11 protein-coding genes are annotated in these 15,637 nt (G+C 40.7%); 5 read left to right on the plus strand and 6 right to left on the minus strand.

Going from position 1 to position 15,637, the window contains the following annotated elements; all coding sequences use genetic code 11:
* Nucleotides 1-4 precede the first annotated feature (4 nt).
* The 3 genes from hutI to hutH all read right to left on the minus strand — a co-directional run bounded on the left by hutI (nt 5) and on the right by hutH (nt 4,751).
* Nucleotides 5-1,231: an imidazolonepropionase gene (gene hutI / locus IEX65_RS09330; RefSeq protein WP_188765776.1), complete on the minus strand. Its 1,227-nt coding sequence runs from the start codon at nt 1,229-1,231 to the stop codon at nt 5-7.
* A gap of 91 nt (nt 1,232-1,322) precedes the next feature.
* A complete protein-coding gene (hutU, locus tag IEX65_RS09335; protein WP_188765777.1) occupies nt 1,323-3,002 on the minus strand; it encodes a urocanate hydratase in 1,680 nt (559 codons plus the stop codon).
* 240 nt (nt 3,003-3,242) lie between these two features.
* Entirely contained in the window at nt 3,243-4,751 is a 1,509-nt protein-coding gene (gene hutH / locus IEX65_RS09340) for a histidine ammonia-lyase (RefSeq protein ID WP_188765778.1), read from the minus strand.
* Between the two features lie 308 nt (nt 4,752-5,059).
* Here hutH and IEX65_RS09345 point away from each other — a divergent pair, with 308 nt between their 5' ends.
* Nucleotides 5,060-6,565, plus strand: a complete 1,506-nt coding sequence (locus IEX65_RS09345) for a malate:quinone oxidoreductase (protein ID WP_188765779.1) — start codon at nt 5,060-5,062, stop codon at nt 6,563-6,565.
* A 3-nt stretch (nt 6,566-6,568) separates the two neighbouring features.
* Complete coding sequence (locus tag IEX65_RS09350) at nt 6,569-7,438, plus strand: LysR substrate-binding domain-containing protein (RefSeq protein WP_188765780.1); 870 nt, start codon at nt 6,569-6,571, stop codon at nt 7,436-7,438.
* On the opposite strand, the gene IEX65_RS09355 is transcribed toward IEX65_RS09350, so the two are convergent.
* Entirely contained in the window at nt 7,430-9,241 is a 1,812-nt protein-coding gene (locus IEX65_RS09355) for a hypothetical protein (RefSeq protein ID WP_188765781.1), read from the minus strand. The genes IEX65_RS09350 and IEX65_RS09355 overlap by 9 nt on opposite strands.
* Nucleotides 9,242-9,310: 69 nt before the next feature.
* Nucleotides 9,311-9,778 carry a CAP domain-containing protein gene (locus tag IEX65_RS09360; RefSeq protein ID WP_229250591.1) on the minus strand — a complete coding sequence of 156 codons (468 nt, stop codon included), beginning with the start codon at nt 9,776-9,778 and terminating at the stop codon, nt 9,311-9,313.
* Between the two features lie 266 nt (nt 9,779-10,044).
* Here IEX65_RS09360 and IEX65_RS09365 point away from each other — a divergent pair, with 266 nt between their 5' ends.
* The 3 genes from IEX65_RS09365 to IEX65_RS09375 all read left to right on the plus strand — a co-directional run bounded on the left by IEX65_RS09365 (nt 10,045) and on the right by IEX65_RS09375 (nt 14,736).
* Nucleotides 10,045-10,905, plus strand: coding sequence for a ThuA domain-containing protein (locus tag IEX65_RS09365; RefSeq protein ID WP_188765783.1), 861 nt, complete (start codon nt 10,045-10,047; stop codon nt 10,903-10,905).
* 95 nt (nt 10,906-11,000) lie between these two features.
* The gene (locus tag IEX65_RS09370; RefSeq protein WP_188765784.1) at nt 11,001-14,150 is read left to right on the plus strand and encodes a PVC-type heme-binding CxxCH protein; all 3,150 of its coding nucleotides are present in this window, start codon (nt 11,001-11,003) and stop codon (nt 14,148-14,150) included.
* A 64-nt stretch (nt 14,151-14,214) separates the two neighbouring features.
* The gene (locus IEX65_RS09375) at nt 14,215-14,736 is read left to right on the plus strand and encodes a DinB family protein (RefSeq protein ID WP_188765785.1); all 522 of its coding nucleotides are present in this window, start codon (nt 14,215-14,217) and stop codon (nt 14,734-14,736) included.
* 72 nt (nt 14,737-14,808) lie between these two features.
* On the opposite strand, the gene IEX65_RS09380 is transcribed toward IEX65_RS09375, so the two are convergent.
* Nucleotides 14,809-15,570: a hypothetical protein gene (locus IEX65_RS09380; RefSeq protein ID WP_188765786.1), complete on the minus strand. Its 762-nt coding sequence runs from the start codon at nt 15,568-15,570 to the stop codon at nt 14,809-14,811.
* Between the last annotated feature and the right edge of the window lie 67 nt (nt 15,571-15,637).

The following is a 15,637-nucleotide window of genomic DNA, read 5'->3' on the forward strand; positions in this document are numbered from 1 at the left end:
TTTGCTAAAACTTTCCCCGAATCATCACTTTATCAATCAAATTTTCTCCAAATGAATAAGGAAAATAAGCTAATGATGGTATGGGTTTGGTGAAAATCAAGTTGGCCAATTTTCCTATTGTGATACTCCCGACTTGCTCGGAAACTTCCATAGCATAAGCCCCATTCAGTGTTGCGGAATTGATGGCTTCTTCGGGTAACATTTTCATCTGAATACAACTCAAAGCAATCAATAATGGCATATTTCCGCTGGGCGATGAGCCTGGATTAAAATCGCTTGCCAGTGCCAATGCAACATTGGCATCAAGCATTTGTCGAGCGGGTGGATATTGCATTCGCAAGAAAAAAGCCGCTGAGGGTAAGAGTGTGCCTATGGTGTTTGAATTGCTCAGACAAGCAATTTCTTCATCGCCCATTGTTTCCAAATGGTCAACCGAAATGGCTTGGTGTTTTACGCCAACTTGCACGCCACCCGAACGATTTAACTGATTTGCGTGAATTTTGGATTTTAGTCCGTATTTATAGCCTGCCTCTAAAATCTGTTCCGTTTCTGCCACCGAAAAGAAGCCCGCTTCGCAAAAAACATCAATATAATCGGCCAGTTTTTCGGTGGCTACGGCTGGCAACATTTCATCAATTATTTGTCGAATATAGCCCTGATGATTATGCTTGAAAGCCTCTGGATAAGTATGAGCCGCCAAAAAAGTTGATTTTATGAGCAAATTTGAAGTTTTTTTGAGCCGTTCTATCACTCGGAGCATTTTTAATTCACCTTCAATGCTTAGACCGTAACCACTTTTAATTTCGATTGCTCCCGTACCTGTTTGTTTTACAGCTTCCAAACGCTGCCATGCTTGCTCAAAAAGTTCATCTTCCGAAGTTTCGGCAATTCGCTTGGCTGAATTCAAAATTCCTCCACCTTTTTGTGCAATTTCGGCATAACTCAGTCCTTTTATTTTATCAATAAATTCATTTTCTCGGCTTCCTGCATACACAATATGTGTGTGCGAATCGCACCAAGTAGGCATCACGAATGCTCCTTTTGCATCATAAATTTCATCGGTTTCATTGCTCAAATCTAAGGCTTGCATCAAACCATAATCTAAAATCTTTTCGCCCTTAATTCTTAAAAAAGCGTTTTCGAGCAGTGGCAAATCTGCCATTGCTACACCTCTTAGCAATTGAGGGTTTTCTCTAACTCCGATGAGTTGTTTGATGTTGATAATGATCATATTATTGAGTTCTGAGTTTAGAGTTCTGAATTCTGAGTTAAAAAGTTGTTGATACAAATTATTTTCTGAACATTTAGAATCGCACAACAACTCAAATCTCAGAATTCAGAACTCTTTTAATACGATGTTGACGAGCCACATCTTTGGCAATATCATAGCCTGCATCGGCATGGCGAATCACGCCCATTGCGGGGTCGTTGTGCAAAACTCTTTTTAGTCGTTTGGCGGCATCTTCCGTGCCATCGGCCACGATTACCATTCCAGCATGAATTGAATAACCCATGCCCACGCCGCCACCATGATGCAACGAAACCCAACTTGCCCCGCCCGCAGTATTTATCAAGGCGTTCAAAACAGGCCAGTCGGCAACGGCATCAGAGCCATCAAGCATGGCTTCTGTTTCTCGGTTTGGCGAAGCTACCGAGCCAGTGTCGAGATGGTCACGACCGATGACGATTGGGGCTTTGACTTTACCAGTTCGTACTAATTCATTAAATGCTAAACCTGCTTTTTCTCTTTCGCCTTGTCCCAGCCAACAAATGCGGGCAGGTAGCCCTTGAAAAGCGATGCGTTCTTGGGCCATTGTCATCCAGCGTTTCAAAGATTCGTTTTCGGGGAAAAGAGAAAGAATCAATTCATCGGTTACTTTTATATCTTCGGGGTCGCCCGAAAGTGCTGCCCAACGAAAAGGTCCTTTTCCTTCGCAGAATAGTGGACGAATATAAGCAGGCACAAATCCAGGGAAATCGAAAGCATTTTTTAGTCCTTGTTCGTAAGCTCTTCCACGTAAATTATTGCCATAATCGAAGGTAATAGCTCCTTTTTGCTGCAATTCGAGCATTAATTCTACGTGTAATCGCATCGAACGATTCGCCATTTCGAGGTATTGTTCGGGATTTGTTTCACGCAAAATGTTGGCTTGTTCTTGCGAAATCTCATGCGGAAAATACCCAATAATTGGGTCGTGGGCAGAAGTTTGGTCGGTCAGAATATCGGGCGTGATATTTCGCTCAATACATCTTTGGAGCAAATGAATGATATTGCATTTTACGCCGATAGACAAGGCTTCACCGTTGATTTTTGCTTCAATGGCACGGTCAATGGCTTCATCAATATCATTAAAATAAATATCCAGATAGCGAGTTTCGATTCGTTTTTGAATTCTCCATTCTTCCACTTCGGCTACCAAACACACACCATCGTTCATCGTTACAGCCAATGGTTGAGCTCCGCCCATCCCACCCAAACCTGCGGTTATTGAAAGCGTATTTTTTAGGGTATTATTGAAATGTTTGCGAGCAATCGCCGAAAAAGTTTCGTAAGTGCCTTGTACGATACCTTGTGAACCAATGTAAATCCATGAGCCAGCAGTCATTTGTCCGTACATCATTAAGCCTTTTTGTTCGAGTTCGCTGAAATGCTCCCACGTTGCCCACTTCGGAACGAGTTGAGAATTGGAAATCAATACCCTCGGAGCATCTTTATGAGTCGGTAAAATCCCGACAGGTTTTCCTGACTGAATGAGTAAAGTTTCATCTTCTTCTAAATTCTGTAAAGCCTTGATAATCAAATCTAAAGATTCGATATTTCGGGCAGCTTTTCCACGTCCGCCATAGACAATTAAGTCTTCGGGACGTTCGGCCACTTCGGGGTCGAGATTATTCAGAAGCATCCTGAGTGCTGCTTCTTGCACCCAACCTTTGCAAGAAAGTTTGTTGCCTGTTGGGGTTTTATATTTTGCGAAATCGTAAGTGCTTTCTATGGTTTTCATAATTATTATTTTTATTCACGTTTTATAATTTCCTCCCCTTTTTTCAAGGGGAGGTGTCCTGACGATAGTCGGACGGAGGGGTTTTTCGGCGTAGAACAGGCTTTTATTTCAATTTTACTACCCTTGTTTAACCGTGCGACGGTCGCCACCTCCCCTTAAAAAATCAAGAAAAATGATTTTTTAAGGTACTCCTCCTTGAAAAAGGAGGAGAAATTAACTCAGCAGTTTGTGGAGTAATCACTAAACAGTCATCATATTCAAAAACTCTACCGCCAATTTCATATCATTTTGCAGCACTCGGTCGGCTTCGTTGAATGGGACTTTTTTGCGGAAATCCTCATAAACTTGTTCAATAATGGGTGAGCTTTTGAGCGGTCTTCTGAATGCCAATGCCTGCGTAGCAGTCAGTAATTCTATCGCCAAAATTCGTTCTACATTATTTAGCACTCGTAAACTCTTGGTGGCGGCGTTTGCCCCCATGCTCACGTGGTCTTCTTGTCCGTTTGATGAAACTATCGAGTCAACACAAGCAGGTGTGCAGAGTTGTTTGTTTTCGCTCACGATTCCTGCGGCGGTATATTGCGGAATCATCAAGCCCGAATTTAGACCCGAATTTTTAACCAAAAACAAAGGTAAACCACGTTGTCCCGAAAGCAATTGATAAGTACGTCGCTCAGAAATACTTCCGATTTCGGCTATTGCCATGCTCATCAAATCAAAGGCGATTGCCAATGGTTGACCATGAAAGTTTCCGCCCGAAAGAATCAAATCTTCATCGGGGAAAATATTAGGGTTATCGGTCACGGCATTGATTTCTTGCAAGAAAGTTTTACTCACAAAATCAATCGAATCTTTGCTTGCACCGTGTACTTGCGGAATACAACGAAACGAATAAGGGTCTTGAACTTGCGTTTTTGTTTGGTTGATTATTTGGCTGTTAGTCAGATACTTACAAATAGTTTCGGCGGTTTCTACTTGTCCCTTGTGCGGACGAATCGAATGAATTTTTGGGTGAAAAGGTTGTAGTGAAGCATCAAACGCATCAATCGAAATTGCCGAAATTAAATCAGCTATTTTGAGGAGTTTTTGAGCTTTCAACAGACCATGAATCCCATAAGCGGCCATAAATTGAGTACCATTTATCAACGCAATTCCTTCTTTACTTTGCAGCTCAATAGGTTGCCAACCAAATTGGTCTAAAACTTCTTTTGTGGCTCTTTTTTTGCCTTTAAAATTTACTTCTCCTAAACCAATGAGCGGTAATGCCAAATGTGAAAGCGGAGATAGGTCGCCCGAAGCTCCGAGCGACCCTTGTGCATAAATAACAGGCGTAATATCGTAATTATAAAAATCTATTAATCGCTGAACAGTTTGCTCTTGCACACCCGAATGCCCGTAGGCAAGCGACTGGAATTTCAAGAAAAGCATCCATTTGACAATTTCTTTCGGTACTTCATCGCCCATGCCGCAAGCGTGAGATTGCAATAAATTATATTGCAGTTGGGCAATTTGAGTTTTATCAATCGCCACATTTTGTAAAAATCCAAAGCCTGTATTGATACCATAGAAAAGGCAATCACTGTTGATAAGTTTTTGGTCAAGGAAATCTCGACAATGATTGATTCGGTGGCGTGCTGCTTCCGAAAGTTCGAGGTCGTGCGTATGTGTCGAGATTTGCTGTAAAGTATCAATATCGAGCCAATCTTGGTCAATGAAATATGTGCTTTTGTCGATGGTTGTCGTTAGCATGGTTAAGGCTGATTTTTTGACAAAATTCGAGCTTCTATTTAATAATAAAAAATAGTATTTTTGTAGTTAATTAATCAATAAAAGTGATTAATATAAAATATACATGACCACATACTGGTCAAACATGAATAGCCCTGAATGCAATTCAGGGAAAGGGAAGAAAATAGTATTAAGTCACGACTCTGAAGGAGTCGAACTTCTTTTTTGATTGTGTTAAAACCGAGCAAAACATTTTAATCTCACCCGCTGGCATAGAATTTTAATGAAAGTATTTAGCTTTACACAACCAACAACAGCAAACGTAATTAATGACAAGAATAGCAAAGACTATCAATAAAAAGCCCGATGTGGTGCTTATTGGGGCAGGAATCATGAGTGCTACGCTCGGAATCATGCTCAAAGAGTTTCAACCTGACCTCACTATTGAGGTCTTTGAGCGACTGGATTTTGTAGCGGGCGAAAGCTCAGATGCGTGGAATAATGCAGGAACGGGGCATTCGGCACTTTGTGAATTAAATTATACCCCCGAACTCGAAGATGGTTCGATTGATTGCAAAAAAGCCATTACGATTGATGAAGCCTTTGAGACTTCTCGTCAGTTTTGGGCTTTTTTGGTCGAGAGAAATATCGTTCAATCGCCCGAAAGTTTTATTCGTAGTATTCCTCACATGAGTTTTGTTTGGGGCGAAGAAAATGTCACTTATCTCCGAAAACGTCATGCGGCACTTACAAAATATCATCCATTTAAAGGTATGCAATATTCGGAAAGTCATGACCAGCTGAAAAAATGGATGCCGATTGTGATGAAAGAGCGTGACCCCAATCAGCACGTGGCGGCTACAAAAATGGATATCGGAACTGATGTTAATTTCGGAGCTTTAACTCGTGCTTTGCTCGACTATTTAGATGGTTTAAATGGCGTGAATATTCATTTGCACCACGAAGTAGAAGATATTGAGCGAGAAGATGATGAGAAAAAATGGACGATTGAGGTAAAGAACTTAGATAATGGTGAAGAAACCGAGGTAAAAGCCAAATTTGTGTTTATCGGGGCGGGTGGAGGCTCATTGCATTTGCTCGAAAAGGCTGATATTCCCGAAGGTAAAGGTTTTGGCGGTTTCCCAGTGAGCGGGCAATGGTTGAAATGTATTAACCCCGAAGTCATCAATGCTCATCATGCAAAAGTGTATGGAAAGGCTTCGGTTGGAGCTCCACCGATGTCGGTTCCACACCTTGATTCTCGCATGATTGATGGCGAAAAAGCTTTGCTTTTTGGCCCGTATGCAGGTTTTTCTACGAAATTCTTAAAAAATGGCTCTTATTTCGATTTGCCGACTTCAATCAAATGGTCGAATCTGATTCCGATGATTTCGGCAGGTTTAGATAATATTCCGCTTACAAAATACCTGATTCATGAAGTCATGCAATCTGAAGAGGCAAAGTTGGAGGCTCTCAGAAATTTTATGCCAACCGCCAAAATGGAAGATTGGGAATTGGAAATTGCTGGGCAACGTGTGCAGGTAATCAAAAAAGATGATGAACATGGTGGTGTTTTGGAGTTCGGAACAGAAGTAGTCAGTGCTGCCGATGGCTCTTTGGCTGCTTTGTTGGGGGCTTCGCCTGGAGCATCTACATCGGTTTCGATTATGCTCAATGTGATAAAGAAGTGTTTCCCAATACAAATGCAGTCGGACGAATGGCAACAGAAAGTCAGACAAATGATTCCGTCGTATGGTCGTCCGCTGATTGAAAATCCAGCTTTGTGTGATGAAGTAAGAGCGTGGACAAGTAAGGTTTTAAAACTGAACGGATAAAAAATGGAACTCCGACAACTTCGTTATTTTCTGATGCTTGCCGAAGAACTGCACTTCAAGCGTGCAGCTGATAAGCTATTTATTGTTCAACCTGCACTGACAAAGCAGATTCAAGATTTGGAGGCAGAATTGGGTGTTTGTCTGTTTGAACGTAACAAACGAAATGTAAAACTTTCGGTGGCAGGAGAATATTTCAAGTTAGAAATAACGAAGTTGTTTGAACATTTAGAGAAATCTAAAAACGAGATTAAGCAAATAGAACTGGGGCAAAAAGGTGAATTGAAAATTGGTTATGTAGGCTCGTGTATTCATACTTTTTTGCCTGATTTACTCGGAAAATTACACGATAAATACCCCGAAATTCATACTTATTTATCGGAAATGACTTCGGCTTTGCAACTTTTGGCGGTTCAGAAAGGCGAGTTGGACATTACTTTTCTACGCAATCCACCGCCCAATAAACGTTTCCTGCAACGAATTGTTTTTCAAGAAAACTTTGCGTTGGTTTTGCCCAAAAATCATTGGCTTGATGCAACGAATTTTCAATCCATCGCACAAGTTGCCAACGAAAAGTTTATTCTTCCCACCAAAACCGATGGCGAAATTTACCATAACCTTCAATGGAGTATTTGTGAAGATGCGGGTTTTACGCCACAAATTTCCCACGAAACAGTTCACGGTTATACTACACTAAAATTAGTCGAGAATAATCTGGGTATTTCGCTCATTCCGATTTCATTTGAGCGAGTAACCAATGCTGCTGTTAAATTTATTGAACTTCAAGATATTCCACAAAAAGCCGAAATTACTGCCCTGTGGAATCCACAAAATCCTAATCCGAGTTTGAGGCGGTTTTTGGAGGTACTACCTTAATTTTCGTACGGTTATTGGCGTACATTGATTATTAAGTTGAACAATTTTTATGGAATTGCTGTCTCCACTAAAACCACAAGATGTCTGACATTTTGCTGTGTATGAACCTTCTTTCAGAACGGTAATAGTTGTTCCAGTTGAACCATTATTCCACAGAACTATTTCCGAACAACCAGTTGCCGTGAGTATAGCATTATCAGTACCACAAAGAGCAGTTTTTGTACTTGTGATGGTTGGAGTTTGTGAGTTGTTTATAGCTTTAATAACAACACTATTAGAGACAGCCGAAACACCACATATAGTATTACAAGTAACGGTATAAGTACCTGATTGCGAAATCTGTACGGATGTGGAAGTCATTCCGTTGTTCCAAATTACTACACCATTACACCCAATTGCAACTAGAGTTGCTGTTTCTCCATTACAAATAGATGTCTTATCAGTGATTGCAGTTGGAATAGTTGGTGAAATACCACGTCGCAAAATAATTGCATTTGAAGGTCCACTTTCCCCACATTGGTTTTTACAAATAACAGTATAAGTACCTGATGTAAATAATTGAATAGACGTAGTAGTTGAACCTGTTGACCAAACTACTTGGCCTGAGCAGCCCGTTGCCGATAATGTTGCCGATTCGCCATCGCACAAAAGAATTTTATTTGAGGAAATAACTGGTGCGGCTGGCGGGTATCCTTGCTGAATAGTCCATGTATTCGAAGGATTGCTATTTCCGCACGATGTTTGACAAATAGCTGAGTAAGTTCCTGTTTGTGTGACTGTTATGATAGATGTAGTTGCTCCAGTATTCCATAAAACTGTACCATTGCAAAGCGAAGCTGTTAGCGTAGTAGAAGAGCTATTACAAATTGTATTTTGATTGGAAGACACAAGAGGCGTTGTAGGAGTGGCCCCACTTTGTGAAATAGTAATGATGTTTGATGGTGGACTCGTTCCGCAGGAATTTTGGCATTGAACCGAATAAGTTCCTGTTGTTGAAACCACAAGAGATGTTCCTGTACTGCCATTGCTCCATAAAAGTGTACCATCTACACAAGCACTTGAAATCAATGTAACAGTTGGATTTAGACAAAATTCGCCATTTAATGCTGAAATGACAGGAGGATTGGTATTGATAGCGGAGATTACTAAAGTATCAGAATTAAGACTACGGTTATCATCTTTCGTACAAAAGGCGTAATATTCTCCTGCGGTATCTACCGAAATACTGCTACCCGTAAAGCCATTGCTCCAATTGATTAATCCTGGGCAATTTGTTGCAGTTAAGACTGCTCTTTCTCCGCTGCATAATGAAGTTTTGTCGGTGGAGATTATAGGGATGGGTAAAACATTTACTTGAATAGTATTAGAAATAGCACTCCTGCACGGCGAGCCTTGACAATAAGCATTATACGAGCCATCAGCCGTTACGGTAATGCTTGTGCCTTCTGCTCCATTATTCCAAATGACAGCTCCATCACAGCCGCTTGCAATTAGAGTATTGGCATTCTGAGTGATTATCGGGGCAGTTGGTGGAAGTATCGTTACCGTAATAGTGTTTGAAACTTCACCAGTTGGCATACAAGTAGCAAAATAGTTACCACCTTGAACCGCATGAATAGCCGAAGGATTATAGGTGTTGCCGTTATTCCAAATGATATTGCCTGTGCAGCCCGTAGCAACAATATTTACCGAATCGCTACTACAAATAGTTGTTGGACCAATAGCACTGATAGTGAATGTATTATCGTTCCCGAAAGCAAAAATAGAACACGTCAATAGCAAAAGTGTAGTGAATATACGCATGGATTATTTATTAGTTGTTCTCTAAGAAATAGCAAAAATCATTCCAAACGTAGCCATCTAATCAGTATTTTATTTATTCAAAAATATCTGCGTAAAATAGATATACCCATCATTTCTTTTTATGATTCCAACGCCTGTTAAGTTGAATTTTCCTTCGATATTCTTTCGGTGTCCTGCACTTTGTATCCAACGATTTACTACTTCTTGTGCCGAAAATTTTCCGTAAGCTACATTCTCTGCAATGGCATTTGATTGTTCAATTTGGCTCATTAATCTATCGGCTCGACCATCAAAACCATCGTGTCCGAAATCTACTCGGCCATCGGCCATGTTTTTGCTGTGTTTTAATGCCTCCGCTGTGATGAGTGGCATCATTTTGAGTGGTGCTAAACCTCGGCCTCTGCGGTATTGATTTACATAATCTAACACCGATTGTTGAAGCTGGGCTTCGCCACTGATTTGTTCGGGCGACTGTGAACAAGCTTGAAGTGAGAGCAAAATGAAAGCACAAAAGGCAAAAACGAAGCAATTTTTCATCATAAAATTATCAGTACGTTTATCCTAACGTAATTGATGGGGTTTTGTATTGTGCTTGAGTAAATTAAAAGCAAAAATTATGTTATTCTGCTGATAAATAATGCTTTATAGGCTTTCTTAAATTTTCTTAATAATATTCTTTCGACTAAATGGAATTTAATAGAATTAATACTTATTTTTATGAATAAAAGTTTGGTGACTGAAAAGCTGCCGTTAATCGACTGTTAGCCACCTACTTAACTCAACCTTCAATCTATAAAACTATAATGCGTAAAACTTTTTTATTACTGAGTTTTGTGCTGCTGGGTGCGTTTGTGCATCAGGCAACGGCACAAGCTAAAAAACAGCCATTGGTAGTCTTTGTAACTGGCGACCACGAATATAGTGGTGAATTCACACTTCCATTAATCGCCGCCGAACTCGAAAAAAACTACGGTTTCCGAACCAAGGTTTTGAAGTCTTACCCCAACCAAAACGCCGAAAAAGACATCCCAGGTCTGGAGGCTTTGCAAGAAGCGGATTTGGCAGTTTTCTACCTTCGTTGGCGACAACTTCCGCCCGACCAACTCGAACACATTGAAAAATACCTCAAATCAGGAAAGCCAGTAATGGGTTTCCGAACAACGACTCACGCCTTCAATTTTCCGAAAGGTGATGCTTCCGAACGTTGGAATGCCTTTGGCGAATTTGCTTTGAATGCCCCTCCAGGTTGGGGTGGAAAAGCTGCCCACACGCACTACGGACACGAGAGTAGCACAGATGTTTCGGTCATTGAAGCGGCCAAAAAACACCCGATTCTGACGGGCGTTGCACCAAATTTCCATGTACGTTCGTGGTTGTATCGAGTTTTGCCCGATTACCCAACCAAAGGTTCGGAGTGGTTATTAATGGGAAAAGCCGTGAATCCTGATAAAGCTGCCATCGAAAATCCAGTTGCGTGGACAGGTACAAATTCGTTTGGTGCAAAGGTCTTTACAACTACAATGGGACACCCCGAAGACTTTCAAGTAGAGTCTTTCCAACGCCTCATTATCAATGCCATTCATTGGGAACTGGGCAAAAAAGTGCCAAAAAATTGGAAAGGTAAAATAGATATTAATGTGCCATATCGTGGCATGGTGAAATGATTTTTTATCAACCACTAAGGGACTAAGGTTCACAGAGAATTAACTTAGTGAATCTTAGTGTTCCTTAGTCCCTTAGTGGTAAAAAAACAACCAAAATGAAAATCAAAATATTACTCACAATATTCGTACTGACGGTTTTTCTGGTCAGTTCGTTTCTTCCTGCTCCGCTTGATATTATTAAAGTCGAAAAGGGAAGCCATATATCGCTCATTGGTGGAAATCTTGGTTCACGGATGATGAATTATGACCATTTCGAGACCGAAATGCACGTACGTTACCCCGACAACTCATTGATTATCAGAAATATGTGCGATGGTGGCGATACCCCAGGTTTTCGTCCGCATGCCAGTCGAAATCTGCCTTGGGCTTTTCCGGGAGCGGATAAATTCCAGACCGAATATGCCAAAAACTCAGAAAGTGAAGGGCATTTTGAGTATCCCGACCAATGGCTTACTCGCCTAAAAACCGATGTAATTATTGCATTCTTTGGTTATAGCGAATCGTTTCAAGGCAAAGCAGGTTTGGCCAATTTCAAAGCCGAATTAGATGCTTTTATTAAATATACATTGAGCCAAAAATATAACGGAGCAAATGCTCCACAGTTGGCCATTGTTTCACCCATTGCTTTTGAAGATTTGACCAGCAAATATGATTTGCCGAATGGCGTAAAAGAAAACGAGAATCTTCTACTTTATACCAACGCCATGCGTGAAGTTTCGGCAGCGAATAAAGTGCTTTTTGTCGATGCTTTTACTCCTTCAAAAGCATGGTATGCCAGCACGACCGAACCTTTGACGATTGACGGTTCTCAACTTAATGCGGCTGGGTATAAAAAATTGGGCGTGCTACTCACCGATAAAATTTTTGGTAAAACACCAGCAAAAGCCGAAGAACGCCGTCAGTTAATTTATGATGCCGTGATGGAAAAAAACTGGATGTGGCACAATGATTACAAAATTCCGAATGGTGTTCATGCGTATGGTCGTAGATATAATCCTTTTGGGCCAGATAATTATCCTGCCGAAATAGAGAAGATTCGACAAATGACCGATATTCGTGATAATGCCATTTGGTTGGCAGCCTCAAAAGGCGAAAAAATGGATGTAGCAGCTGCTGATAAAAACACCCGAACGCTTCCGCCAGTAAAGACAAACTTTAATCCAGAAAAAAATGGTAGTCTTGAATACCTCTACGGACAAGATGCCCTCAATAAACTGAAAGTGCCAGCGGGTTATAAAATTGAGCTTTTTGCCTCCGAAAAAGAATTCAATGATTTGGCAAATCCAGTGCAAATGTCATTTGATAATAAAGGGCGTTTGTGGGTAGCCACGATGCCAAGTTACCCGCATTATAAACCTGGTGATGCCAAACCAAACGATAAAATTTTGATTTTGGAAGATACCAATAACGATGGTAAGGCCGATAAGCAAACGATTTTTGTTGAAGGTTTGCATTTGCCGTTGGGCTTTGAAATTGCTCCCGAAGGCGTGTATGTTTCGCAAGGAACAAACCTTAAACTTTTTACCGATACCAATGGAGACGACAAAGCTGATAAAGAAGAAATCTTACTTAGCGGCTTCGACGACCACGATACGCACCACAATAACAGTGCATTCTGTGCCGACCCATCGGGTGCAATCTATGGCGGTGAAGGTGTTTTCTTACACACAAATGTCGAAACGCCTTATGGAACTGTGCGTGCCACCAATGGTGGTTTTTATCGTTATTCACCGCAATTACACAAACTCGAACGCACCGCTCAATTATCTATTCCAAATCCTTGGGGAATTGCCTTCGATGATTGGGGACAACCATTTTTTGCCGAAACTTCAAGTCCTGATGTACGTTGGATGATGCCCGGAACTGTACTTCCACGTTATGGTGAAGCTACGCATAAAGGTATTCAACTCATAGAAAAAGACCACATGGTTCGCCCAACTTCTGGGCTTGAGTTTTTGTGGAGTCGCCACTTCCCCGATGAAGTGCAAGGTGATATGCTCATCAATAATACCATCGGCTTTTTGGGTACAAAACAACATTCAGTTTCGGACGATGGCACTGGCTACAAAACCAAACATCGCCAAGATTTAATAGTGAGTGAAGACCGAAATTTCCGCCCAGTTGATATGGAAATTGCTCCCGATGGCTCGCTTTATGTCATTGACTGGCACAATATTCTAATCGGACACATGCAGCACAACGCCCGTGACCCATTGCGTGACCACGTACATGGGCGTGTATATCGTGTTACGTATCCATCACGTCCATTGCTAACACCAGCAAAGATTGATGGTGCAAGTATAGAAGCTTTGCTTGATAATTTGAAGCTGCCAGAATACCGTACTCGTTATCGCACACGTCGAGAATTGCGAGGAAGAAATGCTGCCGAAGTTTTACCAAAAATCACAAAATGGGTTGCAAGTCTTGATAAAAATGACCCTCGTTACGAGCATCATGTATTGGAGGCCTTGTGGGTAACTTGGGGTTTGAACAAAGTTGACCAAAAGCTGCTTCGCCAAATGCTCAAAGCTAAAGATTATCATGCACGAGCGGCTGCGGTTGAGGTTTTACGTTTTGTGGGGCATCAAGTGCCTGACCAAGCGGCTTTATTGATGCAGGCAGTGCGAGACGAAAACAGTCGAGTGCGATTAGATGCCATCGTGGCGGCTTCGTGGATTGGTAAAGAAAAAGGCTTACCAATTTTAGCGGAAGCCAAAAAGAAACCAATGGACGAATGGATGATTCATGCTCACGAAACTGCTGTTGCTCACTTGAGTGGAATGCCCGTGAAGAAAGCTAAAGAAATTGCCGAAAAATCTGCTTTGAAAGATAAAGAACTTGAACTGTTTACAATGGGCAAGAAGATTTATGCCAAAGAAGGCTACTGCGGAACGTGCCATCAAGCCGATGGAAAGGGTTTGACTGCTTCGGGATTTCCACCATTGGCAGGCACAAAATGGGTAACGGGTAATGAAGACCGAGCTATCAAAATCGTATTGAAAGGCTTAATGGGACAGATTGATGTCAACGGCAAAACTTACCCTGGACAAGTACCAATGACACCGTTTGAAGGTTTGCTCAACGACAAAGAAGTAGCGGCAGTTTTGACTTACGTTAGAAACTCGTTTGGCAATAAAGCATCGGCCATTTCGCCCGAAAAAGTGAAAATTGTGCGTGCTTCGGTAGCCAATCAGAAGGATATTTATAATGTTTCAAAATTGCTTTTGGAGCATCCGTTGGAGTAGGGGATGAACTACTGAAAACAAGTTTATGTTATTTAATTTCAACATATAAACTTCCTCATTAATTATGAAAAGAACATTTTTATTCTTGTTTTTTGCTCTTATTGGCTTGTCAAATCTAAGTTTTGCACAAGATAAAGAACAAATGCTTACTGATTGGCAACGTGCAAAAGAATATACTAAAGAGTATCTCGATGCTATGCCAGAAGATGGTTATTCGTTTAAACCATCGCCAGAAATGCGGTCGTTTGCTGAGCAAATGCTTCACCTAACTGATGCGAATTTTGGTTTTGCATCAGCGGCGAGTGGTATCAAAAGCCCAATCGAAAGAGGTGCTGCCGAGAAATCAGCTGACAAGTCGAAAGCTGCTACTGTAAAAATGGTAATGGATGGCTATGATTTTGTAATTGAAGCAATTAAGGCTATCAAACCTGAAGAAATGAGTGTTAAAGTACCGTTTTTTAGAGGAGAAATGGCAAAAGCAACGATTATTAATAAGTGTTTTGAACACCAAACTCATCATCGTGGACAAACAACTGTTTATATTCGTTTGAAAGGTGCAAAACCACCGCAAGAGAAGTTATTTTAAGCTTTAGATAATTGAGAAAAGACACAGGTTTTACAAAATTAGTTATGTTCGTAAAACCTGTGCCTTTTTTTGTTAATAACTAAACACACACTGAAAAGTAGCATCGCCCATGCCATTCATATTGCTTTTTCTTCTGATAGTCATGGTTTTTACTCTATTTTCTGCATCAAACTTATAACTGTAATCTAAAGTCACGTTTTCTCCTTCTGAAAATTGCACCCTTTTCAATAGATTTGTACTGAAATTTCCTAAATAATTGTCTCGGGTAATTGCATAAAGACTTATAGAACTGGGAGATACAACCTCCTGACGAATGGTATTTGGAAATTCGGTGTACTCATAATCAGCCTTGATGCCGTCGGCTCTTCGGGCAATTAGATTTCCTTCGGTAGAATATGTATTAGCAAAACCCTCTTTTCCTATACTTAACCACAAATAGCCATCTTTGTAATAAAAATTATCCATCTGAGCAAGCCCCGATTTATCAAGCGTGTATTTTTTATTAATCAACCCTGAGCCGTTTGAAACTATCAATTCGTTGCCTTGATATGAGAAAGTCCAAATATCTTTTAGATTTGATTTAATAGCTTTAATTTTTCCGTTTAGGTCATATTCATAATTATATACATAATCCAGATTTGGCCCTTTATCATACTGCACATTTACTTCAACTTTACTGACCAATTTTTGTGATACAGGTTTTGCCAAAATACTGGGTTTGGCATCAATATCGGCCAAAATTTGCTTTTCGATGGCATCTTGAGCATTAGGTGTGTCTTTTGTTGAACAAGCAAAAAACAATGCAGGAAGCAATAAAATGGGTAAAGTTTTCATAAGAATGGTGGTTTAGAATCAAAGATTGATGTGTATATGATGATTTTGGTGCATAAAAGGTTGTATG

This window comes from Emticicia aquatilis, from assembly GCF_014644295.1.
GTDB lineage: Bacteria > Bacteroidota > Bacteroidia > Cytophagales > Spirosomataceae > Emticicia > Emticicia aquatilis.

Coding starts and splice junctions, on each gene's coding strand:
- hutI (WP_188765776.1), bottom strand. CDS start 1,231: ATGATCATTATCAACATCAAACAACTCATCGGAGTTAGAGAAAACCCT.
- hutU (WP_188765777.1), bottom strand. CDS start 3,002: ATGAAAACCATAGAAAGCACTTACGATTTCGCAAAATATAAAACCCCA.
- hutH (WP_188765778.1), bottom strand. CDS start 4,751: ATGCTAACGACAACCATCGACAAAAGCACATATTTCATTGACCAAGAT.
- IEX65_RS09345 (WP_188765779.1), top strand. CDS start 5,060: ATGACAAGAATAGCAAAGACTATCAATAAAAAGCCCGATGTGGTGCTT.
- IEX65_RS09350 (WP_188765780.1), top strand. CDS start 6,569: ATGGAACTCCGACAACTTCGTTATTTTCTGATGCTTGCCGAAGAACTG.
- IEX65_RS09355 (WP_188765781.1), bottom strand. CDS start 9,241: ATGCGTATATTCACTACACTTTTGCTATTGACGTGTTCTATTTTTGCT.
- IEX65_RS09360 (WP_229250591.1), bottom strand. CDS start 9,778: ATGAAAAATTGCTTCGTTTTTGCCTTTTGTGCTTTCATTTTGCTCTCA.
- IEX65_RS09365 (WP_188765783.1), top strand. CDS start 10,045: ATGCGTAAAACTTTTTTATTACTGAGTTTTGTGCTGCTGGGTGCGTTT.
- IEX65_RS09370 (WP_188765784.1), top strand. CDS start 11,001: ATGAAAATCAAAATATTACTCACAATATTCGTACTGACGGTTTTTCTG.
- IEX65_RS09375 (WP_188765785.1), top strand. CDS start 14,215: ATGAAAAGAACATTTTTATTCTTGTTTTTTGCTCTTATTGGCTTGTCA.
- IEX65_RS09380 (WP_188765786.1), bottom strand. CDS start 15,570: ATGAAAACTTTACCCATTTTATTGCTTCCTGCATTGTTTTTTGCTTGT.